This is a genomic window from Paenibacillus sp. 203 (assembly GCF_037027525.1).
GTDB classification, from domain to species: Bacteria; Bacillota; Bacilli; order Paenibacillales; family Paenibacillaceae; genus Paenibacillus; species Paenibacillus polymyxa_B.
Map to the genome: position 1 here is coordinate 56,631 of NZ_JAXCHD010000012.1, position 23,541 is coordinate 80,171.

The following is a 23,541-nucleotide window of genomic DNA, read 5'->3' on the forward strand; positions in this document are numbered from 1 at the left end:
TCAGCATTGTGATATAAGGTGGAGCTATCCTTATTAGAGTAATTGAAATCAAAGAGGAAGCTCTTTTCCTTTTAGAAATATGTCAAGCGGTTGACATATGAAAGCGGTTGACATATAATCGATCTGTAAATACGGAAGTGCTTTCATTTACATTAAATGTTTAACTTAGAGGAGCGTTCGATATGAGAAAGTCAAAGAGCTTGTACTGGAAACTAAGTGCCTATTTCTTCTTTTTCTTCTTTACTTGGTCAGCAAGTTACTCATTGTTCTCCATCTGGCTAGGGCAAGAAATCAGTCTGAATGGTGCTGAAACAGGTGTTATCTTTACTGTAAACGCTATCTTTGCGCTATGTATGCAACCGCTTTATGGCTATATATCTGATAAAATTGGATTGAAGAAGCATATTTTATTTCTAATCAGTTCTTTACTCTTATTTGTTGGTCCTTTCTATATCTATATCTATGGGCCGTTACTTCAATACAATGTATTTCTCGGCGCCATTGTAGGTGGATTATACTTGGGTATTTCTTTTTTGGCAGGAATCGGAGCCATCGAATCTTATGTCGAGAAAGTCAGCCGAAAATATGGCTTTGAATACGGAAAATCTCGTATGTGGGGCTCGCTAGGTTGGGCAGCAGCAACATTTTTCGCTGGTCAGATCTTCAATATCAACCCTAACATTAACTTCTGGATTGGATCCGTATCTGCTGTCATTCTGTTTATCATTATGATGACAATTAAAGTTGAAATGACAGATTCTGAGATGGAGCGAGCAGAATCTGTTAACTTTAAGCAAATCGTCCATTTGTTTGCAAACAAGCATTTATGGTTCTTCATTTTATATGTTCTTGGTGTTACCTGTGTTTACAATGTGTATGACCAGCAGTTCCCGAATTACTTTTCATCGACGTTCTCAACGGTTGCTTTAGGCAATCAAGTTTACGGTTACTTAAATTCCCTACAAGTATTCTTGGAAGCAGGCATGATGTTCTTAGCGCCTTTCATTGTCAACAAAATTGGAGCAAAAAAGGGTCTGATATTGGCAGGGTTCTTGATGGCGTTCCGGATCATGGGTTCAGGCTTAGTTATTGGACCTTATGGTATCTCAGCTATGAAATTGATTCACGCATTGGAACTGCCAATCATGCTGATCTCCGTATTTAAGTACTTGGCTGCTAATTTCGATACGCGTCTGTCTTCGATCCTATATCTGGTGGGATACCAGTTTATGAGTCAGGTAGGAGCTTCGATCTTCTCGCCAATCGCGGGTATGTCTTATGACATTAGAGGCTTTGCAAATACGTACGTGATTATGGGTGTTTTCGTATTTGCCTTTACAACAATCTCAATCTTTACCTTAAAGAAAGAACCGAAAAAGCTGAATCCCAAGCCTAACAAGCTTTTTGAAACAGCATAGGAGGAAGACAGATGAACACATATAATAACAATACGAAGCAAGCTGAGGAAGCATTGAAACAGGCAGAAGCGAAAATGAACAAGCGGTACCGATTAGGTTATCATATTATGGCACCAGCAAACTGGATTAACGACCCAAATGGATTAATTCAATTTAAAGGTGAATATCACGCCTTCTATCAGCATCATCCTTATGATGAGAACTGGGGTCCAATGCATTGGGGTCACGTGAAGAGTAAAGACCTTGTACATTGGGAGCATTGTCCGATTGCATTAGTACCTGGAGATGCGTGTGATCTTGATGGCTGCTTCTCAGGAAGCGCAGTAGATAATAACGGCGAACTGACATTGATCTATACTGGCCATCACTATATTGATCAACCAAACAATATCTTTTTCCAAAATCAAAATGTGGCAGTAAGCACAGATGGTATTCATTTTACAAAAATAAGGCAGAATCCCGTAATCGCTGAACCTCCGATAGATAGCTCCCAGCATTTCCGTGATCCGAAGGTATGGAAGCATGAGGATACATGGTACATGATCCTAGGTAACAGCACGAAAGAAGATCTGCCGCGTGTTATTCTATATACATCTCCTGACCTTAGAACTTGGACCTATCATGGTGTGCTTCTGCAGGGAGATAAGAATATGGGCTTCATGTGGGAGTGCCCTGATTTCTTTGAACTGAACGGTAAGCATATATTTATGTTCTCCCCACAAGGTATTGATGCGCAGGGAGATAAGTACAATAACTTGTTCCAGACGGGATATTATGTTGGCGATTATAATTATGATAGTAATGAATATAAGCATGGAGAGTTCATCGAGTTGGATAATGGTCATGACTTCTATGCGGTTCAAACTTTTCTAGATGATCAAGGTCGCCGCATTGCGATTGGTTGGATGGATATGTGGGAATCGGATATGCCGACGAAAGCAGACGGCTGGTGTGGAGCAATGACGATCCCGCGTTTAGTTACGTTGGGTGACAATAATAAAGTACTGATGAATCCAGTAGAAGAAATGAAGTTGCTTCGTCAAAGTAAACATATTTTGTGTCAATATGGCGCCATTTCTGGAAGTTACTTCAAGGAAGTTGAAGCCGACCTGCTTGAACTTAAGGTAGTGTTCGACCTCACGAAGTCAAGTGCAGACATGGTAGGCTTGAAGTTTCGTGGAACAGGTCGAGAAGAAACGGTTATCACATATTCTATTCCGGAGCAGAAACTTATGCTTAATTGTTCTAAATCAGGTAAGAAGACAGATGGAGTACGTCAAACAGCCTTCAATGCTGGGGGGCAGCTGACATTGCATGTATATCTGGATCGCTCATCCATTGAAATGTTTGCGAATGAAGGACAAGCTACGATGACAAGTCGCATCTATCCGAGTGAGAAATTGCTAGGCATAGAAATCATAACGGAGGGTGGAGAGGCTCTAGTAAATGAATTGACCTATTGGAAATTGAAAGATATATGGCAAGCTGAATAACTCGATGAAAAGATTGCAGTTCATATTTGCAAAAGAAAAGTAAGATTTTATCTCGCTTAATTACTTAAGATAATCGGATTAAAAACGACACTGCAGAAAATATGTAGTGTCGTTTTTTTTAAGGCGATAGAATTAATATTTTTTCAAGGCAAATGAGTGGATATTTAGTCTTGAATGAAGAAGCATAAAATTGTAAAAATCAGAGGTGAATAATAAAATAAACATGAGCACCTTAGTCACCCTTTAGTCAAAATAGGGTGACTAAGGTGTCAAATAAAGTTGTGAGTTCTGAAGCAAGGGCGTTCATGGATTAATGAGCGTCCTTTTTTCGTTCCTGGTTGCAACCTAGGCTTGGTTTAAGGGAGGGTTCCAGATAGGGAAGAAATCGGACCGTTTACAGGAGGATCGGACGTGTTGTAGCTGCCGCGGCGAGACCAAGAGCTTGGTTACTTTGCCGGAAAGAACAAGAACTTGTGAACATTTGTAGATACATTTAGTTTACAAAATAAAGAAGGACGATTAGATAAAATTAAATAAAAGTTGCCATTTTCAAGTTATTTAATATATTTTTGTGCAAATGTAAAATTAACAAGCTCTTATATCCAAAAATATATGACATGAAGTAAAATAAATTGACAAATGCACGCTGTTGGATTATTTTGGTTCATAAGAGATGCATTTTTCAGGTACACTAAGCAGTTATTTGCACGCATTCCAATTTAGTTGCCAAGCTAGTTGAATCACTTCTATTAAGATCCTAAATAACCTAAAAGGAGGGTGAGTAACATTAAAGAAATACATTTATCTGGTGAGATAAGTAGCAGAAAAGGACCAGTGAATATTTTTTATAAAGATAAATACAGCCCCAATTACACTATTAGCCTAAGGAAAATTGGATGAATGATCCCAACGGCATGGTTTACCATGAAGGAGAGTATCACCTGTTCTACCAACATACCCCTTAAGATACACAGCCAAGGTAACCCTGTTTTGTTCCCAACGAAAATGCTAGACTTTCGTGATCCGCAGGTGTTTTGGTATGACGAATCGTCAATGTGGGTAAGGGTTCTTGCCGTAAGAGACCGTGTAGAATTTTACACGTCTTCGAATCTTAAGGAATGATCTTTTGCAAGCGGTTTCAATTCCGATATTCCGGGTATCCATCGAGAGATATTTTTGAATGTCCTGAGGTATTTAAAATCCAAGTGGATGAAGATCCCAATATCACTAAGTGGATTCTGATGCTAAGTATCGGGGATAGAAATCGTTTGGATTTTATAAGGAACTTTGACGGTAAGGTATTTACACTGGATGAAACGTTGGAACCATACGATACGATCAAATGGATAGATTACGGATCTGACTTTTACGCGGCCGTGACCTGGGATGGCATTCCGAACGAGGACGCGCGAAAGTTTTGGGTCGGCTGGATGAACAATTGGCGTTATGCTTCCACTCTTTCTTCAGAAGAATAGCGTGGTCACATGTCAATCCCCCGAGAGATACAGCTTAGGACGTATTCGGAGGGAATTTGCTTAATCCAAACACCCATAAGTGAATTAAGTCAGCTAAGAGCTGTTCCCGTTGATTCGAAAGGCTGTGCTACAGAACCTGAACGGCTATGTAAGCTCTAGTGTCATACTGGATCACATTGTTGATTATATTGTGCTGCCAGGACTCGCCCAGTTAAGCTCGAGTTGCTGACCGCTACTTTCAATTCCATTAGAAAAGAGGGTAAGGAATGAAAGATAAATCTAAATTCGCAATATGTCTTCTGATGGCAACGGGGTTAGCTCTGACTTCAATTGGCGTTTTTACATCTAATCCGGCTACGGGTTGGGCTGTGTTCGCTGATCAGGAAGCAAGTAAACAGGCAAAGAAGGAGCTTTCCATTTTTGAAAACGCTACCAAATCAAACGCCAATTTGACAGGCTGGCAAGTGAAAGGGAAAGGGTTATTAGAGTATACTTCAGAAGGAATCTTGCTGACTTCGCAGCCTAAAGAAAATGTAACGGCCATCTCCGAGACGGTGTCCGATGATTTTATCTATGAAGCTGATGTCAAGATCAGGGATACAAAGGCAGACGCCACGTTGTTGTTCCGTTCTAATGAGGATGGTTTTAGCTCGTACATGCTCCAAATCATTCCGGGTACAGGTCTGATTCGGTTAAGAGATGCAAGGAATGGAGATGGGAAATTAAAGGAGGAGCGTAAAGTTTCTGTTGAAGCGGGGCAGATCTATCATCTCAAAGTGAAGGCAGTGGGTTCCTCGCTAAAAGTATATTGGGGCAATCAATATAAACCTTTGATTGATGTTCAGGACATTACGTATCGAAGCGGAAAGCTGGGACTTCATGTATGGGATGGATCCGCCTTGTTTTCGAACATCGTGGTGAGCGATCTGAAAGGTAATTTGGGTACAGTGGTTGCAAGTAAGGGAAAATGGCAGCCTGATATCAGCGGCAAAAGAGGGACGATAGCACATGAGAGCAAGGCACAGCAAATCTATAACAAACAGGCGGATGATATTGTGTATGAAGGGAATATTATCCTTCGTCCTGATTCTGTTGCGGCTCTCGCATTTCGTTCCTCCGCCGATGGATCTGATGGATATGAAGCTACTCTTACGAAGGAAGGAGATCAGGTCCGTGTAAGTTTGACGAATACGAAAGGAACAATAATTGCAAGTTCACTGCGTACTTATCCGAGTCAGATGGGAGCCAAACATCATGTGGAGATCAAGGCAAAGGGAAATCGAATTCAGGTCTTCCTGGACGGATACACTACGGCCGCGATCGACGTGAAAGATTCAACCTACACGAATGGAAATACCGGAATCGTCGTCAATCAGGGGACGGCTTACTTCCAGGATACTTATGTGACGGAATCGAGCCAATATTATAACGAAATATATCGTCCTCAGTATCACTACACGCCAATACGTGGTTCAGCAAGTGATCCGAATGGACTTGTCTACTTCGAAGGAGAATATCATCTCTTCCATCAGGATGGAGGCACATGGGCGCATGCTGTCAGTAAAGATTTGCTGAACTGGAAGCGGCTTCCGATTGCACTTCCGTGGAATGATCACGGACATGTCTGGTCTGGATCGGCTGTTGCGGATATGACGAATGCATCCGGTTTATTCGGGGATTCAGGAGGTAAGGGCCTTATTGCATACTATACTTCCTTTAATCCGGATGGCCCGAATGGGAACCAGCGTATAGGTCTGGCATACAGCAAGGACCAAGGTCGCACTTGGGAATATTCGAAGGACCGCCCGATCGTGATTGAGAACCCAGGTAAGAGCGGAGAAGACCCTGGGGGATGGGATTTCCGCGATCCGAAAGTGATCTATGATGACGAGAATAACCGATGGGTTATGGTTGTGTCCGGAGGAGATAATATTCGTTTCTATACGTCAACGAATTTACTTGACTGGACATTGACAGATAATTGGGGATACGGGGATTACGTCCGCGGAGGTGTATGGGAATGCCCTGATTTGTTCCAGCTTCCGGTAGACGGAACGTCACAGAAGAAGTGGGTTATGATGATCAGTACGGGAGCGAATCCAAAAACTGGTGGATCAGATGCCGAGTATTTTATCGGTCGTTTAACAGCTGATGGTAAATTCGTGAATGATAATCCGGCGGGTAAGGTACTAAGAACAGATTTTGGTAAAGAATTTTACGCTTCGATGTCTTTTGCTAACATGCCTGATCATCGCAGAGTGATGATGGCGTGGATGACGAATTGGGACTATCCGTTCGCTTTCCCAACGACGAATTGGAAAGGTGAACTAACCATTCCGAGAGAAGTATCATTGGTAACGACCGAAGATGGAATTCGCATGGCACAAAGTCCAATTAAAGAATTGGAATCGTTGCGTAAACCGTTGTACTCTGCTTCTAATAAAGGGGTGAGTCCTTCTTCTGGGAACCTGCTAAAAGGCATTATTTCAGGTGCTTACGAAATTGAAGCCGAAATTGAAATCCCTGAAGCCAGCACAGTGACCGAGTTCGGCTTTAACATTCGTGAGGGTGCAAATCAGAAGACGGTTGTGGGTTATACCGCAAGCGAGAGTAAAATGTTTGTGGACCGAAATGCATCTGGAGTAACGGACTTTTCCAGCCTTTTCAATAAAAAACATGAAGCGCCGATGCAAATGGAGAATAATCGGGTCAAGATGCGTATTCTTGTGGATGAGTCTTCCGTTGAAGCCTTTGGTAACGGCGGCAAAATCGTCTTTTCAGATGTTATATTTCCGAATCCAGCCAGTAGAGCGATGAGTTTTTACGTGAAAGGCGGGAATGTGAACGTTGTTTCCTTGAAAGTGCATCAACTTCAATCCGTCTGGAATGAGGACATTAATTCAAAAGCTCAGATAAAGATGGATACGAGGGCTCGGGAACTGGGTATAGGGGAGTCGGACACACTGCAGGCAATGGTCGAGTACAAACCAGGTTTTGGCGTTCAACCGCTTAAGTGGGAGTCCAGCAATAAAGAAGTAATAGCCATAGACGTGGTAGACAATTCACAGGCGGTTATTGAGGCGAAAAAAGAAGGGGAGTCCACGATCACCGTATCTACTCCGAATGGTAAAGCATCCGCTAGTGTGCTCGTTAAAGTCACAGGTGGTGAGTTCCGGACAAACCTGAGTGGATGGACCAAAGATCTGTCTGCTGCTTCATGGTTAGTTAGCGAGAATGGGATTCGTGGTAATTATTTCAGCGATGCGAATTATATCGCTAAAGAGAAGGCTGGGAATTTTACGTATGAAGCAGACATGATGCTTGGTGAAACAGGAGGAGCAGGTTCTATTTTGTTCAGGGCTAGCGAGGATGGGCGCAGTGGTTACTATCTGAATCTAGACCCTAACATGAAGGCGATCCGTCTGTTCTATAAAATTAATGGAGGATTTGAAGAACGGCAGGTTCTTGCGAAAGTACCGACTTTCATTCAGCCAGGTCAAACTTATAAGGTGAAAATAGAAGCGAATGGACCGCATATTGTAGTTTATGTGGATAGACAAAAAGTCATAGATGTAATGGATGGTACTTTTGCAGAAGGCCACTTTGGACTTCATGTATTTGGCGGCTACGCATCTTATCAAAACGTCAATGTGAGCAACGATGAACTTGCAAACATCATCATGTCAGCCTTGTAAATGCCGCAGCACAGAAATCGATTTATACAGTAAACCTTGTCAATGGGGAGCCCGTTGTCCTGCAGGATGCAGTGTTTCTTATGTTGCCTGCATCATCATCAAGGCTGAAGTGAAGAGTCATTCTCTAACTTATACGGTTGCCATCCTGGCAGGAGAGACAATCTAATATTCCGCCGTGAAAAGCATGAGATGGAAGTCATTGTGGATAACAACATGAATCTGACCGTGTATGGGTTCTATCAGAAGCAGGGATATGATGAAGAAAAGTCAGTTGCGGTTGCGACATTTATTGAAGTTTGTTTCTCAGGAGCAGGCATGATGGTGGGCGGACATATCCACAGAGGTATTACTTGCTTTACGGGAGAGATTGCCTTTTTACCATTTGGCATGTCTCATGATGAGCTGTACCGCCAGTTGCATGATCGGGCAACTTTTCATTCTTTGTCTGGTCGTGCCGTAACCAGCTTGATTGCAATAATGAACCCGGAGACTATTGCCCTGACGCGGAGCTTGGTAGACTCCGGTGATGTGGATATCATTCGTCAGGAATCCCTGAAGTATATTCCAGAGATGCATATGCCAAAGCTGAGGCTGCTCGAACATCCGGATGAGGATTAGCGCAATACCTACATTTCCGTTCGAACAAATGCCAATGAAAAGGAAGAAGGACGCCCAAAACGTTGCGGGCGCTCCGGGCGTTCTGACAAAATAAGCTCAAAATAAATTTGAAATTCTCTGCTCAAATAAGGTGCAATTTCGTATTATTATTTTATCGCATTTCCTTGGACAGACTCCATAGAGTTCAGACTTAACTTAAGGCTACTGTTCCTTGGCATAATTCAACCCTAAATGATGAGCTTGGTTAAGCAGCATCTCATAGTGCTTGGGATTGGAGTCTAAAGTCTCGTATAAAAATTCAACCTTTTCAGGGGTAAAGGACTGTTCCGCAGCTGACCAGTCAGGTTCATCTACTCCCTTTAAAACAGGGTCAAAGCCAATCCCATGTAAATCCAATATCTCGTAATCGTGGCCAGCCTCGGCAAGACCTTGTACGAAACGATCGGCAACCTTAGAGGTCAGGGAATTTTTATCGGGTGCGAAACAACGCTTAATACTCTCATACTTGAATTCTTCACTACCTTTCTCAACAGCTAACTTGTAGCCATGATCAATGGCTGATGCTATTATAACAGTACTAAAATAATCTGGAAGTACGTACTTTCAAGTTCTATAGGATGATACAGGTCCCTTAGGAACATGGAAGTGCCCTAGATAGATGCCCTAGAAACTTACCTGAATAATGGACTGAAGTGAATGAATGTTATGTAGGAAAAACACAGCCTTTTAACGGAGGAATAAGAGATGACTGAAAAGAGGGAAAATAGCGTTCAAAAGAAGTATAAAGTTGGAGTGGAGGCGGCATTAGAAGTAATGGGGGGAAATGGAAGCCTTTAATCATCTATCATTTGATGACAGGACAGAAACGGACGTCTGAGCTTCGCCGGTTAATCCCCGGCATTACGCAAAAAGTGCTGACCACTCAACTAAGAGGCCTGGAAAAGAATGAGATTGTTGCACGAAAGGTTTATAAAGAGATCCCACCCAAAGTGCAGTATGAGCTAACTTCCTACGGCTGGGGATTAAAGCCCGCGCTAGACCATTTATGCTATTGGGGAGAGGATCACCTGGAAAAGGTTCATGGCGACAAATCCAAGGTTTTGGAAGAGTTTTAGGTCTGTACAAAGTAAACAAAGGTGCTCAAAAGTATGATGTTCAGTTATACATGAACTAGCTTGGAATGTTACTAAAATAGAGATGATTAAAATGAATAGCAATATAGTAGGAGTGTGTAAAATGAATCTAAAAGAAAAGTTGATATTGATAAAAGCAAATGACTACCAAGCACCTTCCGATACATTCCAATTGATACAAGAGATGATGAATAACATCGGTTCTTTAGATGCCCAATTACGTGATGAGCTAATTTATACAACCTTATCCAATTGGATTCCTGGTAATGCTCTAACTGTAAACGAATTGGAACAACTCCTACCCGTTGTTTTGGATAAAAACCATTTGCTTTTCAGGCTTGATGAAATAAATACAGACTCTGTCTTCACTAGATCTTTCTCTATGCTAGTTATACCGCTTCTCCTTATGAGGCACAGGGAGTCACCATTTCTCTCAAGTGAGCATATTCATCAGATCAAAGAGAAAGTATTTTGTAATATACATAAGGAGCGAGATTACCGTGGGTATGATGAAGAAAAAGGATGGGCTCATGCCATAGCTCATGCAGCAGATGCTTTGGACGATCTGGCCCAATGTTCCGAACTGGACAAAAAAGACCTCTTAACCATACTCGATTTGGTTTATGAAAAGATGACCATATCAGATCGAGTTTACTCCGATGGGGAAGATGAAAGAATGGTGAAATCCGTAATTAGTGTTTTAAATAGAAAAATACTTAGTCAGACCTATGTAGAGAAATGGATCCAAAGTTTTGGTGACGTGGAGAAAAATCCAGAATTTCTTCATGCCTTTAAGCAAAAAAATAATATAAAGAACTTCTTGAAAAGTTTGTACTTTCGAGTTAAATTTCACAAAGTAGATGCCGAACTTTGTCCAACTATCGAGCATACATTATATAAAGTAGAACAAGTATACTATTCCTAGTTAAGAATAAAGTGGGGAACGCCCCCTCACTTGTTCGTCTCACTTCAAGTTCAGTAAAAACAGTAGCCCCCAGAGGACACTTCATCTCCATATTTTTCACAGTTGATTCGATTGGTGGTTCAGATAAATCTCCATTGTTCAAGACGTGAAGTTATTCTGTCATCGAAGAACTCATTTTTTATATGCGGCAATTATTAGACGATTGGGACGCATTATTTTAAATTTAAACGGAGCAGTTTGCTGTCAGCAGCTGCTCCGTTTTACATTAAGCTAACGGGCAGTTTAGTTCAACAAGTAATCTTAATTCCGAAAAAACATATTAAACAGTATTTTACTAATCTCATGAATTTGATTTGTAACAAATCTAGAGATTAAGATAATTAACGCAACACGATGGTATCATAAGAATAGGTTGCCGTAATATCGGCTGCCTGTTGAGCTAACGGACAGGATGGGTTAATAACATATCGAATTTTTTAAGAGTGGAAGGGTATACGAGGTGAGCGTTGCTTAACTGAAGCATGAAGTAGAGGTAATCAAAAAGGAGATACCCAGATGGAAACAAATCGAATTATTCGTTTAGCAATCGAAGAATCTATACAGTTCCTTGAATCTACTCCCCATTTGGGGATGACTCACGGCGAGTGCAGCCGTCGAAAATGGGATGGAGCTTGGTGGCATATGGCTGCTCTTTATGAAATGGGAGAGGTGAAACTAATTCCCGAGTCTGCTATTGTCGGAGCAAAATATTTACTCGAAACTCAGGTCTGGCCGACCTTCATCATATCCGCCGATGACCATCCAACAAGTGAAAGTGATAAGATGAAGATGGATTGCTGCCATTGTGAACTTGCCGTATACTATATGATTCTAATGGCGTATGGCTGTGATTTGGACAAGGAACTGCCTTGGATTCGCGAATGGCTCTTAAAGCATCAGTTACCTGATGGCGGGCTGAACTGCGACCCTGAAGCTTATACTCATTCTAAAAAGAGCTCTATTGTTTCAACACTTCCTCCGCTTGAAGCTATCTTATGGCATACAGACCGTGAATTTACTGAACAGGAAGTCGTTTTCTTAGATGAAGGCGCACGTTATTTAATTGAGCATCGTCTTGTATGTTCTAAACAAAATAGAAGCGTCATCGATATGGAATGGCTGAAGCCTTGCTTTCCGAGGTTTTTTGAATATGATATATTACGCGGCATGTCCTTCTTGGCAGAATGGTCCCGACGTAGGAACAAAACGCTGCCGGTCGGGCTGCTTATTGAAGGATTGGAACGATTGAACATCTTCAAGGAAATAGGAGGATTGCGAATCGGTAGACAAGTCTTTGATCCACGAGGCCCGTGGAGTGGGCAACCCTTTCCCTTGTTAGAAGCAGTGGCTGGCATTGGTGACGTTTCGCCTTATCTAACCAGACAGTTGGATCAAGTTATCGAACGATTGGGACCGGAGTATACCTATGCATAAAGACTTCCTTTAGAAGGGAGCTCATGATGGAAGAGGAAGTGACCAGGATGAGGAAAGGCTTAGAGGGGAAAGTTGCAAATTTCACATATGTAAAAGATTGTCTAAACACTGATTGAAACCGCAAAACGGGAAGCAAAAGAAGAGGTCTTTGTTGAGGCAACTCAATAAACTAAACCATGAGGCTGCCGTGGATTGAATGGCAGCCTTGTTACGCTAACGGGCAGGATAACGAGAAGGAAGGAATTAACTAAAATATGTCGAATACGATTGATTAAGATTATGAAAGGGGGATTTACTATGTGGTTTTACAGTTACAGAAAACCAATAAGAATCCGTCACCTCCCTCAATATTAAAAAATTGAGGAGGATTACAATGAAAATAAATGATGAATATTTGAAGGAACAATTAAAGCATGTATATTGGTTAAATGGTGGTTGTTGTGCAGGGAATTCCACAATGACAAAGAAATTTGTTAAAGAGTTAGGATTTCAAACACTGGAAGATAACGTGATGAAGTACAGACCATTCACCAATCCAGTTGAATACCCTGCCCTACAGTATCCTCATTCGGGTTTAGATTGGGATAAATGGTTCAATAAACCCAATGATGAACATGTTCATTGGCTTTTTCAAATTGTCGAAGAGATGATGGAAAGACTTAAATAAAAATGTTTTCTTTGGATTCAAAATTTCGGTAATAAGCTTGTTTGGAAACTTCATCAGATTAAGGTTTTTCGCCGTATTCCTTACCGAATTCCTCCATCTTCTCAAGGATCGGTAGTAATTTGATTCCCTTGCCTGTTAATGAATACTCTACTCGCGGAGGAACTTCCGGATAAATATTACGTTTAATAACTCCATCGTTCTCCAACTCTTTAAGCTGCTTTGTGAGAGAGCCTTGTGATAAACCTCCAAGAAATTTTTTTATATCCGTATAACGGCGTGTTTCTCCTTTTAAATACCATAATATAAAATATTTCCAACGTCCTGAAAGAACATTTTGGGTAAATGCTATCGCGTACATATCCCTTTTTTCATCCATAAATTCTTTATCAAATCCTTCATTACAGACCCTCATTGATATCACTCCTAATCTTAAGGTACAAAAAGTTGTACTATGTTCATTTATATTGCCCTCTTTGCAAATGAACATAATGACTTTATGATTGTGTCAACAAACCAAAACAATTAATTTTAATTAACCTAAAATGCGAAAGGATAATGTTCTTGTTTTCGTTTTATAGTTTAATAGGGTAACTAAGATTGCGTTTTTATATTTAGTAAGCTAAATAAATATAACACAGAAAGGAGTTACTGATAAGTGAATACAGGAAATAGACTACAGCTTTCGATTTTAGACTTCGTTCATGTCTATTACGGAAGTGATGCTAAGAAAAGTCTCCAAAACATTAGGACTTCTGCAGCTGATGGCTGGACCATGTGAGCATTGCTAAGGTCCAGAGAATTATTGGGGTAAATGATTTTCCAGAGCAATTAGATAACCTGCTTTCCTTTTTTGACTGTAACTTTAAAGAACCTCATGAAAGGGAGATCATTCAACAATGGAAGGAAGAAAGTTAAAAATAGGAGGGATTATTGATGGGTTGGTTGGAATCACACGGGATGGAGACACCCCGCTATTCCAGCAGATGCCAGTGAAAATATTGATTACTACGTTCAAAAAGCCAGGCAACTTGAACAGGGAAGGTTCGACCTCATCTTTTTAGCAGACGTAAGTCATATTGGACCTGGCATGATACCACACTATCTAAGCATGTTTGAGGGCGTATCTATTTTGTCTGCATTGAGTATGGTGACTCATTCCATTGGCTTGACCGCAACAATAGCTACTTCATATGCTGATCCATTTACTGTTGCTGGACAAATAGCCTCACTCGACAAGATTAGCAAGGGCCGAGCAGGATGGAATGCGATCACCTCTAATCCGGGAGGGTTAGCCAATTACAGTCGGTCCCATTTAAGGAAAGCAGATCTTTATCCCATGAAAAAGGAGTTTTTAGAGATTATTGAAGGCCTCTGGGATTCGTACGAAGACGATGCATTCATACGTGATAAGAAAAGTGGGGTATTTTATGACCCGAGTAAGATGCATCCAATAAATTATACCGGGAATTACTTTTCAGTGGAGGGACCATTAAATGTTAGTCGATCTCGACAAGGCAGACCGGTCATCTTTCAAGCCGGTACTTCCTTGGAATTCATGGATATAGCTGCACAGCATGCCGAAGTCATCATGGCTCCTGGAGATCAGTTTGAATATCTTAAGAGATTCACTACTGAACTTAAAAGAAAAGTGCAAAATCAAGGGCGTTCACCAAACGATCTACTGATTATGCCTTCACATAGCCCCATCGTTGGTGAAACGGAAAAAGAAGCCTTAGAAAAGCTAAGAGAAATCGAATCATGGATGCCTAAAGGTTATAGATTGCCAAAACCTCAATTGATGGGAGCTGCGGAGAATGTTGCAGAAAAAATAGAACATTGGTATCAAGAAGGCGTCATGGATGTCTTGCTGATTAGACAATATTATCCAGCAGGATTTGAGGACTTTATTAAATTGGTTGTACCCATATTGCAAGATAAAGGCATATTTCGAAAGGAATATGAGGAGGATACACTTCGGGGGAATTTAGGGCTACCTTACCCTGAAACTAGGTATAAGAAGTAATAATAAAAAAATCAATTAAACAAGAGGCGAAATCATTGATGAAAAACCGAATTACAGAACTACTGGGAATAGAGTATCCTATTATTTCAGCTGCTATGACATGGGTCACTTCCGCGGAATTTGTTGCAGCAGTTTCCAATGCAGGTGGAATGGGTGTGTTGGGGCCAAATGCTGGCCAAACGGAAAAAGCAATAAGTGCAGAGGATATGGCAGATCGAATAACGAAGGAAATTCGCAAGGTTAAAGCATTAACGAATAAACCATTTGCAGTAAACTACATTTTCCCAATGGGAGGGGCTACAGAAGACCCCTTTACTAATGCAGTTTTTGATGTATTGGTTAAAGAAAATGTCAAAAACGTTATTGCCATTGGACAACATGTGGTCGATCGTGAACTGAAACGACTTAAAAAACATGACATTAAGGTCGTTTACAGAGACTTAAGTCCGACTGTAGAAAAGCTTCTAGAAGCTGAGAAAACAGGAGTGGATGCCCTTATCGTTACAGGTTATGAGGCTGGTGGTCATATGAGTGATTATAAAATTAGTACGCTTTCCCTTGTTCCACAAATCACTTCACTTGTAAAAATCCCTGTTATTGCTGCTGGAGGAATTATAGATGGTCGGGGAGCGAAAGCAGCACTATCTATGGGTGCAGAAGGTGTATATATGGGAACAAGGTTTATAGTGACCAAAGAAAATCCAGCTAGTATGGAAACAAAGAAAGCCATCATTAAGGTAAAAAGTGAAGAGTTTATTGAATTTAAATCAGGTACAGGACATTTGAGAACCATTCCTACAGAAGCGGGCAAAAAAGCGTTAGAACTCATTAATCAAGGAAAGCCTGCAGAAGCATACAAATATTATGGAGAAGGGTTCAAAATAGGAATGTTAGATGGCGATCTGGTTAATGGGACCGTTAGTGTATCCGAATCAGCTGGTGGTATTCAGCAAATTCTAACGTGTCAAGAAGTGATTGATGAAATTGTTAAAACCATCGGATGAAGATCTCAAAATTTTTTTTCCTACAGTTTGCCACTGATCAAATTCGGATAAATCTAATTCAACCAGGACCTATACAAACAAACATTGTGACTAAAGCTCTAAGTGAAAAGGCAATTGAAGAACGGGCACAACAAGTTCCCATCAAAAGATTAGGTCAGTCTCAAGAGGTAGCGAACCTTGCTTTGTTTCTTGCGAGTGATGAAGCCTCTTATATTACGGGTGCTCATCATGAATTGATGGAGGATTGTCTGTAATGTAACGCAATTTTGTATTGAGTTAGTATATGAGGCCACCTATAACTAAGACCTCATTGCTATTTTTGCTAACACTTTTATTTATGATAATAACATTGAAGGAGATATTCATATGAATAATACCCTTAAATTACTTCATAATCATACGTCCATTCGTTCTTACACAAATCAACCACTGACACAAGAACAACGAGAAGAAATCTTTAAGGCAGCTAATCAAACATCATCATTCAGTCTTTTGCAGGCCGTTTCTATTATTAGAATTACAGATCCAGATCTTCGAAGAAAGGTGATGCAACTTTCGGTTAATCAACCTTATATTGAAGAAGCCGCAGAGTTCTAGATTTTTTGTTCAGATTTCCACCGGAATCATCAAATCGCCCCTGAAGTTGACCTTGAATATATAGAATTTCTTTTAATCGGTTCATTTGATGCCGGGCTTATGGCGCAAAATGCTTTAACCGCAGCAGAATCTATTGGACTTGGTGGCGTTTTTATTGGTGGTGTGAGAAGTAACATTAATGAATTATCTGAAATTTTGAATTTACCGAAGTATGTGATTCCTTTGGTGGGACTATGTATTGGTAGTCCATCTGGAAATAAACCTGAACTCAAGCCAAGGTTGCCTAAATCCATGGTTTTACATGAAAACCAGTATCAAACACTCGATAAACTGAAATTAGCAACTTATGATAAGACCATGTTGAAGTATTATGAAAATCGACCTGTAAAGGCCCCTTTCTCAGCGAAAAAAGTAAAAGGATGGAGTGACCACATCCATGATCATCTGCAAAGAAGTATTCAGCCACAAATGATGGACTATCTCCACAAACAGGGATATGCCAAAAAATGAAGCAGGGAAGAAACTTTTTTGACCAGAAGGAAGTTCATCATAAATTAATTTGACACATCAAATTCGTCGTGATATAGTTAGCCCGCTAAATAACATTCGAATCGAGGGATGATGAATTAATGACAGATCAAGTGGATTGTGATATTCGTCAGTCGTTAGATCGAATCTCCTCCCAAATGCGTCGAAATTATAGTGAATCTCTCAGGGAACTTAACCTTTATGTAGGGCAAGATAATTTGCTGTATCGTCTGTGGTTGGGTGATGGGGTAACACAAATGCAACTATGTGAACACTTAAAATGCGAACCGCCTACGGTAACGAACATGGTTAAATCATTGGAGCAGAACGGATTTATATATCGTAAACGTGATGAACAAGATGCAAGAATAATGCGCATTTTCCTAACGGACAAAGGCAAAGAATTAGAGACACCGGTTGAGGTCAAATGGAGACAACAGCAGGAAAAACTACTTCAATCCATTTCTACGGAAGATCGGCTGATATTAAGACAATTAATGCAACAAATGGAGAATAATCTATCATGAGTTCTCCATCTTTTTTAATATATTTAGCAAGCTAAACATTGCTGATTTAATAACACAACGAGAAGGGTGTATTATTATTGGCTGCATCCCTATGTGTAATCATCCGAAGAAGGGGTAGTACCAGCGTCGCTGTCACAAGGGCAAAGTAGATGGATAAATATGTTAAATATAAGTTCTGGGAATTTCGCTATGATTGGAGAAATACCAGCGTCTCAAACGTATGGAATAAACCTACATTTATCTTGTTGGGTTGTTTACGTTAATGTGCAAAGACAGAGCTAGGCTGCCCACATTGATCGGCAGCCTAGTCTTAGTTGGAGATTGAACTATCGTTTCCCGTTAGCGGAAATACATTACATTAATTCACCGTCTTAATCTCCAGGCCGTGACCGTGACATTTAAAGTTATAGTTAGGGTTTTTCATAACCTCTTCTTTCTGAAGTTCATACATGGCAATTTTATAGTTTATTTCTTCCATGTGTTTAAAACTTTCGTCAATTTTCTTCTGAAGTTCCAATTTATGCTGTATCAACATCTCCTTTCTTTGCAAAAAGGTGCTATTTCCCAATTCATAAAGTTCCTTGTAATCCTTGATTTTTGAAAGAGGCATTCCTGTCTCTTTGAGACAACGAATAAAAGAAATCCAATCTATTTGTTGTTGGTTATAAACTCTACGGCCTTTTTCGTCACGAGATATATTTGGTAATATCCCCTGCTCTTCATAAAACCTAAGTGTTTTTGCAGATACATTTAAATTCTCCACTACGTATGTCATTGAATACAACATCTACTTGTCCCACCTTTAGTTACAGTTACTGTAACTAAATATATATCATAAAGAGAATGAAAGCACAACAATTCTATATGTAATCATATAAAAATAAATCCTTGACCTACTGTAACGGTAACCAATTACACTGAAACAGAAAATAAAATATGATAGCGAGGTTAAAGAAATGAATCAAAAATATAGTAGGTTATTTGAATCCTTCACATTCAGAAGTGGAATAACAATGAAGAATAGAATTGTTATGGCACCTATGACAACCTGGTCAAGCAATGACGATCTTACCATTTCGGATGACGAAGTAAAGTATTACAAACAAAGAGTGAATGGAGTAGGACTCGTCATTACAGGGTGTACTCATGTTACACCGAATGGACAGGGTTTTACGAATGAATTCGCCGGGTACAATGATGAATTTACTCCAAGTTTACGAAAATTAGCTGAGGCAGCGAAAAGTGGAGGCTCTCCTGCGATCCTACAGATTTTTCATGCTGGCAATAAAGCTTTGCCCGAATTGGATGCAGTTAGTGCGAGTGCATTGCAACCCGAAATTACTAATTTAGGTTCAACTCCAGAAACAAGAGAACTATCACATGAGGAGATTTTGTCGATTGTACGTGCTTTTGGAGACACAACAAGACGAGCGATAGAAGCCGGATTTGATGGCGTCGAAATTCATGGGGCACATGGATTTTTAATTCAAAACTTCTGGTCGCCAGCAACGAATCAACGGACGGACCAATGGGGAGGATCACTTGAAAATCGCTTGCGTTTTCCATTGGCGATTATTAACGAAATCAAAAATGTCATTGAAAAACATGCTACAAAACCATTCATTTTATGATACCGATTTTCACCTGAAGAATCCTCCAAAGTGGACGGATTACGTATGAAAGACACGTATGAATTAATCGATATTCTTGTTGAACAGAATTTGGATTATATACATGCTTCATTAGATAATGTGTCTTCAAAGCCAGTAGATAGTCAAGATGAAAAAACACGGCTTGAATTAATTCTTGAAAGAGCAAACGGTAAGGTACCTGTGATGGCTGCTGGTTCCATAATAACACCGGATGATGCTCTTAAAGCTGTGGAATTAGGATTGCCGCTAGTTGCCATTGGGCATGCGTTAATTATGAATCCTACTTGGGTTGAAATGGTCGCAAATGGACGAGAAGCCGAGGTAGATTCTAAGTTGAACGTTTCAAAACTCGACCAGCTTAATATTCCAGAAAAACTCTGGAATGTAATTCAAGCAATGCCCGGTTGGTTTAATATTGGGAAATAAAAAGTAGTCCTAAAGGCTACTCAGATTGACGAGAAACCCGCGTCTTTTATGAGACTTCGGGTTTCTTTTGCTAATTCTTAAGTGCTCCGTCCATCCGTAGTTCGGTAGGGCAATTCTTACTGTCGCGGACACACATACTGCGAATGTTTCGATCTTGAAGGGGTACCACCAGCATAACGCAGATTTACAACGCTAAGGAATTCTGAGTACAAAAATAGCCGGTTTTCACACGTTAAGGGTGTAACCGGCTTTTATGCTATCCTTGGTTCAGCGGACGTAATGATTCTAAGATACTAGGCGTTGCATCAGCCATTTTTGTTAAGCCTATATTGGTACCCATAGCCATGAGCGATGCCAGAACAATCGGTTTTTCTTCGGATTTAGGTTGACGATTGGTTGAAGCATGAATGTAATAAAGATCTACAATTCGCATCAACTTAATCTGGAATAATTAAGTTTTAATTTTATAGAGCGTGCCATACATGTTTGTGTCGCCTCGAAAAGTACATTGAGTAAGTTTGTAAAAAAATAGAATAAAAAGCGAATAGGTGTGATTGAATCAGGTGGCACGAAATTCATATGCGGGGTAGGCAATGAAAAAAGTCAGAAAAAAAGCGCTTCAAAAAATAATTGAAACGTTTCCAACTTAGTGCTATTATAATTCCCATAAGAGAGATGGGGGGGTTAAATGCCAAGTATTAGAGATGTAGCTAAGATAGCTGGTGTTGCTGTGGGAACGGTGTCCCGAGTTATTAATAACTCGGGCTCTGTAAAACCAGATACACGAAGGAAAGTGGAGAAAGCTATACAAGAACTGAATTATTTTCCTAATGAAGTCGCTCGAAATTTTAAAATGAGGAAATCCAAGATGGTAGCCTTGCTGCTTCCAAGTATCTGGCATCCTTTTTTTTCTGAACTAGCTTATTACATTGAGGATGAGTTGGATCGGGAAGGCTTTAAGCTCATGTTATGTAATAGCGGAGGCAAGCCAGAAAAGGAACTGTATTACCTGGATATGCTACGGCAAAACAAAGTAGCTGGTATTGTCGGCATTACTTACAATGATATAGAAAATAGCGTAAGCAATGACATTCCGATTCTAAGTATTGATAGGCATTTCAACAAAAAAATCACTTGTGTAACCTCAGATAATTATGAGGGAGGCCGTCTAGCTTTGAGGGAACTTGTTAAAGCAGGGGCCCAGAAACCGGCTTTTATGGGAAGTGTAACTTCCGTTTTTAGTGAAACCATGAATCGAAGAAAAGGTTTCATTGATGAGGCGAAAAAATTAGGTGTAGACTATGTTGTATACGAGAAACCAGATCCTATTGTGGACGACGAAGCCTATTTTGGCGAATTTCTATCTAAGCATCAGGATGTGGACGGCATTTTCGCTATTACCGATATGTTTGCCGCCAAATATATAGAAAGAGCAGGTAGGCAGGGGATTCGTATTCCAGAGGATGTAAAGGTCATCGGTTACGACGGCATTCAGGATCATCGTTATTTTCATCCGATATTGTCTACAATCAGGCAGCCAGTGGAGGAGATGGCACGTTTGACAATCAGACTACTGTATCAAAAGATCGATGGTATAACTTTAGATCAGCAAGTGTATCGTCTCCCCGTTATCTTCAGACAAGGCGAAACTACATGATTTTATTGTAAAGATATTAGCTCGTAAAGTCGGATCACAGTCTGGATATGCAAACTTGACTTTCTCTTATAGAAAATTGGAAACGTTTCATTTGACAATCAGACTACTCTGTTAAAAGATCGAAGGAATAAGTTTGAATCAGCAAATGTATCATCTCCCGTTATCTTAGGCAAGTTTTTTTACATTGGAAAAACTTCAGCTCATTCGGTGGATTTATGGTATGGATCACCGACTGACGTTTTTCTTATAATAAATTGGAAACGTTTCAAAAATGAAAATATCCTTTTACAAGAAAGGGAGTGTAATGGTGAATTCAAGAACTAGTGAGTTGGATCATTCCACGATCAAGCCAAATCGCAAAATATGGAACCAGGTCAAACGTGATTATGAACTGTATCTGTTTTTGTTGCCAATCATTATTATTTATCTCGTATTTAAGTACTATCCGATGTATGGAATACAAATTGCTTTTAAGGATTTTTCACCAAGTCGGGGAATCTGGGGAAGCGAGTGGGTAGGCTTTAAGCACTTTATTGATTTTTTCGATTCCTATAACTTCTGGACGATTATGACGAATACACTTACACTCAGTGTTCTATCGCTTGTGTTTAGCTTCCCAGCTCCGATTATTATAGCGATTATGTTGAATCAGATGCTGGCCAAAAGATACAAGAAAATTGTACAAACTGTAATTTACGCACCACACTTTATTTCTACCGTAGTGCTCGTCGGTATGCTTAATGTTTTTCTATCTCCAAACAGCGGAATCGTGAATCACATCATCACCTTGTTCGGAGGAGACCCCATTATGTTTTTGGCCGACGAAGGTTGGTTCCGTCCTTTGTATATTTTATCAGGGGTTTGGCAAGAGACAGGTTTTGCTACCATCATTTACCTTGCTGCACTGGCAGGGGTCAATCCAGAATTGCATGAAGCCGCGATTATGGATGGAGCAAGCAAATGGAAGCGCGTAATGCATGTGGATATTCCAAGCATTTTGCCGACGATCGTCATCTTATTGATTCTCGCACTCGGTAACATTATGGGCATCGGTTTTGAAAAGGCTTTCCTTATGCAGAACGATTTGAATTATGCCACTTCCAATATCATTCCGACCTATGTTTATGAAATCGGGATTCAAAAGGCACAATACAGCTTTTCTACGGCAATTGGACTGTTTAATTCAGTGGTAAATATTATCCTGATAATCACCGTCAACCGGATCGCCAAAAAGTTGACTGAAACCAGCCTGTGGTAAGGGGGAGTTCATTTTGAATCAATTATTAAAGAGAAAAAGCAAGGGAGACATGTGGTTTGACATCGTCAACTACTTCATGTTGACCATAGTTATGCTGCTTGTATTATTCCCGTTGTATTTTGTGCTGATTGCTTCACTTAGTGACCCCAATCTCATCTACTCAGGAGAAGTATGGTTTTTTCCAAAGGGTTTTACGCTGGATGGATACGGGCGGATATTTAGTGATTCATCTATATGGATTGGTTATGCCAACTCGATTTTATATGCGGGTCTAGGAACGTTAATCGGAGTAGCCGTGACCGTATGTGCAGCTTACCCGTTAGCTCGTAAAGGACTGGCGGGAAAATCGGCGATTATGTGGTTTTTACTGATCTCCATGTTTTTTAGTGGAGGGCTGATCCCAACCTATTTGCTGATCAAAGATCTTCACATGCTGAATACGATCTGGGCACTTGTTATTCCTGGAGCGGGAGGTGTGTTTAATGTCATTATCGTAAGGACTTTTTTTCAGTCGACCATCCCAGATGAAATGTGGGAGGCAGCTTCAATCGATGGTTGTTCCAATACCAGATTTTTTTGGAGCATTGTATTGCCTTTGTCTAAGTCCGTTATAGCCGTAATGGTACTATATCATGTTGTCGGCTTCTGGAATGGTTTCTTTGACGCTTTGATCTACTTGAACGACGAAAACAAGTATCCGTTGCAACTGGTTCTGCGCAACATTCTTGTCCAGAATCAGGCCAACTCGGGCATGATGATAGACGTGGAATCTTACGCAGCGAAGATGCGTGTTACAGAGCTTATCAAATATGGTGTCATCATGGTATCCAGTCTACCGTTGCTGATTTTGTATCCTTTCCTGCAAAAATACTTTGTTAAAGGCGTGATGATCGGCTCGATCAAAGGCTAACATTGTCATGGTGCCTGAAAGGGGGAATGTGCAACAGAATCGATAGATCCAGCATTCAGACA

Annotated in this window: 20 protein-coding genes and 5 pseudogenes; 21 read left to right on the plus strand and 4 right to left on the minus strand. The window is 40.4% G+C overall.

The features are described from left to right. Positions 1–182: 182 nt before the first annotated feature. The 7 genes from WA407_RS22380 to WA407_RS22410 all read left to right on the plus strand — a co-directional run bounded on the left by WA407_RS22380 (position 183) and on the right by WA407_RS22410 (position 8,699). Positions 183–1,418: an MFS transporter gene (locus WA407_RS22380; protein WP_336078403.1), complete on the plus strand. Its 1,236-nt coding sequence runs from the start codon at positions 183–185 to the stop codon at positions 1,416–1,418. Between the two features lie 11 nt (positions 1,419–1,429). Then, the gene (locus WA407_RS22385) at positions 1,430–2,911 is read left to right on the plus strand and encodes a glycoside hydrolase family 32 protein (protein WP_250268375.1); all 1,482 of its coding nucleotides are present in this window, start codon (positions 1,430–1,432) and stop codon (positions 2,909–2,911) included. A gap of 914 nt (positions 2,912–3,825) precedes the next feature. Then, positions 3,826–3,876 (plus strand): hypothetical protein, encoded by a 51-nt coding sequence (locus tag WA407_RS22390; protein ID WP_254330439.1) that lies wholly within the window; start codon positions 3,826–3,828, stop codon positions 3,874–3,876. Between the two features lie 40 nt (positions 3,877–3,916). Then, on the plus strand, positions 3,917–4,033 hold the full coding sequence (locus WA407_RS22395) for a hypothetical protein (RefSeq protein WP_254330441.1): 117 nt from the start codon (positions 3,917–3,919) through the stop codon (positions 4,031–4,033). After that, entirely contained in the window at positions 4,030–4,386 is a 357-nt protein-coding gene (locus WA407_RS22400) for a hypothetical protein (RefSeq protein ID WP_268820041.1), read from the plus strand. Before WA407_RS22395 ends, WA407_RS22400 begins: the two co-directional genes overlap by 4 nt. A 266-nt stretch (positions 4,387–4,652) precedes the next feature. Beyond that, positions 4,653–8,081 (plus strand): GH32 C-terminal domain-containing protein, encoded by a 3,429-nt coding sequence (locus WA407_RS22405; RefSeq protein ID WP_336078404.1) that lies wholly within the window; start codon positions 4,653–4,655, stop codon positions 8,079–8,081. Positions 8,082–8,270: 189 nt separating this feature from the next. Beyond that, a complete protein-coding gene (locus WA407_RS22410; protein WP_235309810.1) occupies positions 8,271–8,699 on the plus strand; it encodes a hypothetical protein in 429 nt (142 codons plus the stop codon). A gap of 201 nt (positions 8,700–8,900) precedes the next feature. Here WA407_RS22410 and WA407_RS22415 read toward each other — a convergent pair. Then, positions 8,901–9,202: pseudogene (locus WA407_RS22415) on the minus strand (NAD(P)H-dependent oxidoreductase). Positions 9,203–9,443: 241 nt separating this feature from the next. Here WA407_RS22415 and WA407_RS22420 point away from each other — a divergent pair. The 4 genes and pseudogenes from WA407_RS22420 (at position 9,444) to WA407_RS22435 (ending at position 12,897) form a co-directional block, all read left to right on the plus strand. Beyond that, positions 9,444–9,814: pseudogene (locus WA407_RS22420) on the plus strand (winged helix-turn-helix transcriptional regulator). Positions 9,815–9,935: 121 nt separating this feature from the next. Further along, the gene (locus WA407_RS22425) at positions 9,936–10,757 is read left to right on the plus strand and encodes a DUF2785 domain-containing protein (protein ID WP_235309809.1); all 822 of its coding nucleotides are present in this window, start codon (positions 9,936–9,938) and stop codon (positions 10,755–10,757) included. Positions 10,758–11,312: 555 nt separating this feature from the next. Continuing rightward, positions 11,313–12,230, plus strand: a complete 918-nt coding sequence (locus WA407_RS22430; protein WP_336078405.1) for a hypothetical protein — start codon at positions 11,313–11,315, stop codon at positions 12,228–12,230. A 373-nt stretch (positions 12,231–12,603) separates the two neighbouring features. Beyond that, positions 12,604–12,897 (plus strand): hypothetical protein, encoded by a 294-nt coding sequence (locus WA407_RS22435; RefSeq protein ID WP_235309807.1) that lies wholly within the window; start codon positions 12,604–12,606, stop codon positions 12,895–12,897. A gap of 58 nt (positions 12,898–12,955) precedes the next feature. Here WA407_RS22435 and WA407_RS22440 read toward each other — a convergent pair whose 3' ends face one another. After that, a complete protein-coding gene (locus WA407_RS22440; protein ID WP_336078407.1) occupies positions 12,956–13,309 on the minus strand; it encodes a winged helix-turn-helix transcriptional regulator in 354 nt (117 codons plus the stop codon). Positions 13,310–13,793: 484 nt separating this feature from the next. Between WA407_RS22440 and WA407_RS22445 the strand changes: the two genes are divergently transcribed. The 6 genes and pseudogenes from WA407_RS22445 (at position 13,794) to WA407_RS22470 (ending at position 17,576) form a co-directional block, all read left to right on the plus strand. Then, positions 13,794–13,958 carry a hypothetical protein gene (locus tag WA407_RS22445; RefSeq protein WP_336078408.1) on the plus strand — a complete coding sequence of 55 codons (165 nt, stop codon included), beginning with the start codon at positions 13,794–13,796 and terminating at the stop codon, positions 13,956–13,958. Next, a complete protein-coding gene (locus tag WA407_RS22450; RefSeq protein WP_336078426.1) occupies positions 13,895–14,920 on the plus strand; it encodes an NtaA/DmoA family FMN-dependent monooxygenase in 1,026 nt (341 codons plus the stop codon). Before WA407_RS22445 ends, WA407_RS22450 begins: the two co-directional genes overlap by 64 nt. A 38-nt stretch (positions 14,921–14,958) precedes the next feature. Next, positions 14,959–15,924 carry an NAD(P)H-dependent flavin oxidoreductase gene (locus WA407_RS22455; RefSeq protein WP_336078409.1) on the plus strand — a complete coding sequence of 322 codons (966 nt, stop codon included), beginning with the start codon at positions 14,959–14,961 and terminating at the stop codon, positions 15,922–15,924. Beyond that, complete coding sequence (locus tag WA407_RS22460; protein WP_336078410.1) at positions 15,921–16,178, plus strand: SDR family oxidoreductase; 258 nt, start codon at positions 15,921–15,923, stop codon at positions 16,176–16,178. The genes WA407_RS22455 and WA407_RS22460 overlap by 4 nt, the downstream gene beginning before the upstream one ends. Before the next feature lie 112 nt (positions 16,179–16,290). After that, positions 16,291–17,031 (plus strand): annotated as a pseudogene (gene nfsA, locus WA407_RS22465) (oxygen-insensitive NADPH nitroreductase). Between the two features lie 119 nt (positions 17,032–17,150). Beyond that, positions 17,151–17,576, plus strand: coding sequence for a MarR family winged helix-turn-helix transcriptional regulator (locus WA407_RS22470; RefSeq protein WP_061828400.1), 426 nt, complete (start codon positions 17,151–17,153; stop codon positions 17,574–17,576). A gap of 358 nt (positions 17,577–17,934) precedes the next feature. Here the strand turns inward: WA407_RS22470 and WA407_RS22475 are convergent, their stop codons facing one another. Then, a complete protein-coding gene (locus WA407_RS22475; protein WP_254330395.1) occupies positions 17,935–18,363 on the minus strand; it encodes a MerR family transcriptional regulator in 429 nt (142 codons plus the stop codon). A gap of 169 nt (positions 18,364–18,532) precedes the next feature. On the opposite strand from WA407_RS22475, the pseudogene WA407_RS22480 reads away from it, so the two are divergent. Then, positions 18,533–19,654, plus strand: a pseudogene (locus WA407_RS22480) (NADH-dependent flavin oxidoreductase). 289 nt (positions 19,655–19,943) lie between these two features. Here WA407_RS22480 and WA407_RS22485 read toward each other — a convergent pair. Then, positions 19,944–20,066, minus strand: a pseudogene (locus WA407_RS22485) (Tn3 family transposase); the annotation flags it as partial. A gap of 276 nt (positions 20,067–20,342) precedes the next feature. On the opposite strand from WA407_RS22485, the gene WA407_RS22490 reads away from it, so the two are divergent. The 3 genes from WA407_RS22490 to WA407_RS22500 all read left to right on the plus strand — a co-directional run bounded on the left by WA407_RS22490 (position 20,343) and on the right by WA407_RS22500 (position 23,479). Next, positions 20,343–21,311 carry a LacI family DNA-binding transcriptional regulator gene (locus WA407_RS22490; RefSeq protein ID WP_061828396.1) on the plus strand — a complete coding sequence of 323 codons (969 nt, stop codon included), beginning with the start codon at positions 20,343–20,345 and terminating at the stop codon, positions 21,309–21,311. Positions 21,312–21,615: 304 nt separating this feature from the next. Next, positions 21,616–22,569: an ABC transporter permease gene (locus tag WA407_RS22495; RefSeq protein ID WP_235309800.1), complete on the plus strand. Its 954-nt coding sequence runs from the start codon at positions 21,616–21,618 to the stop codon at positions 22,567–22,569. A 13-nt stretch (positions 22,570–22,582) separates the two neighbouring features. Then, on the plus strand, positions 22,583–23,479 hold the full coding sequence (locus WA407_RS22500) for a carbohydrate ABC transporter permease (RefSeq protein ID WP_061828394.1): 897 nt from the start codon (positions 22,583–22,585) through the stop codon (positions 23,477–23,479). The last annotated feature ends 62 nt before the right edge of the window (positions 23,480–23,541 follow it).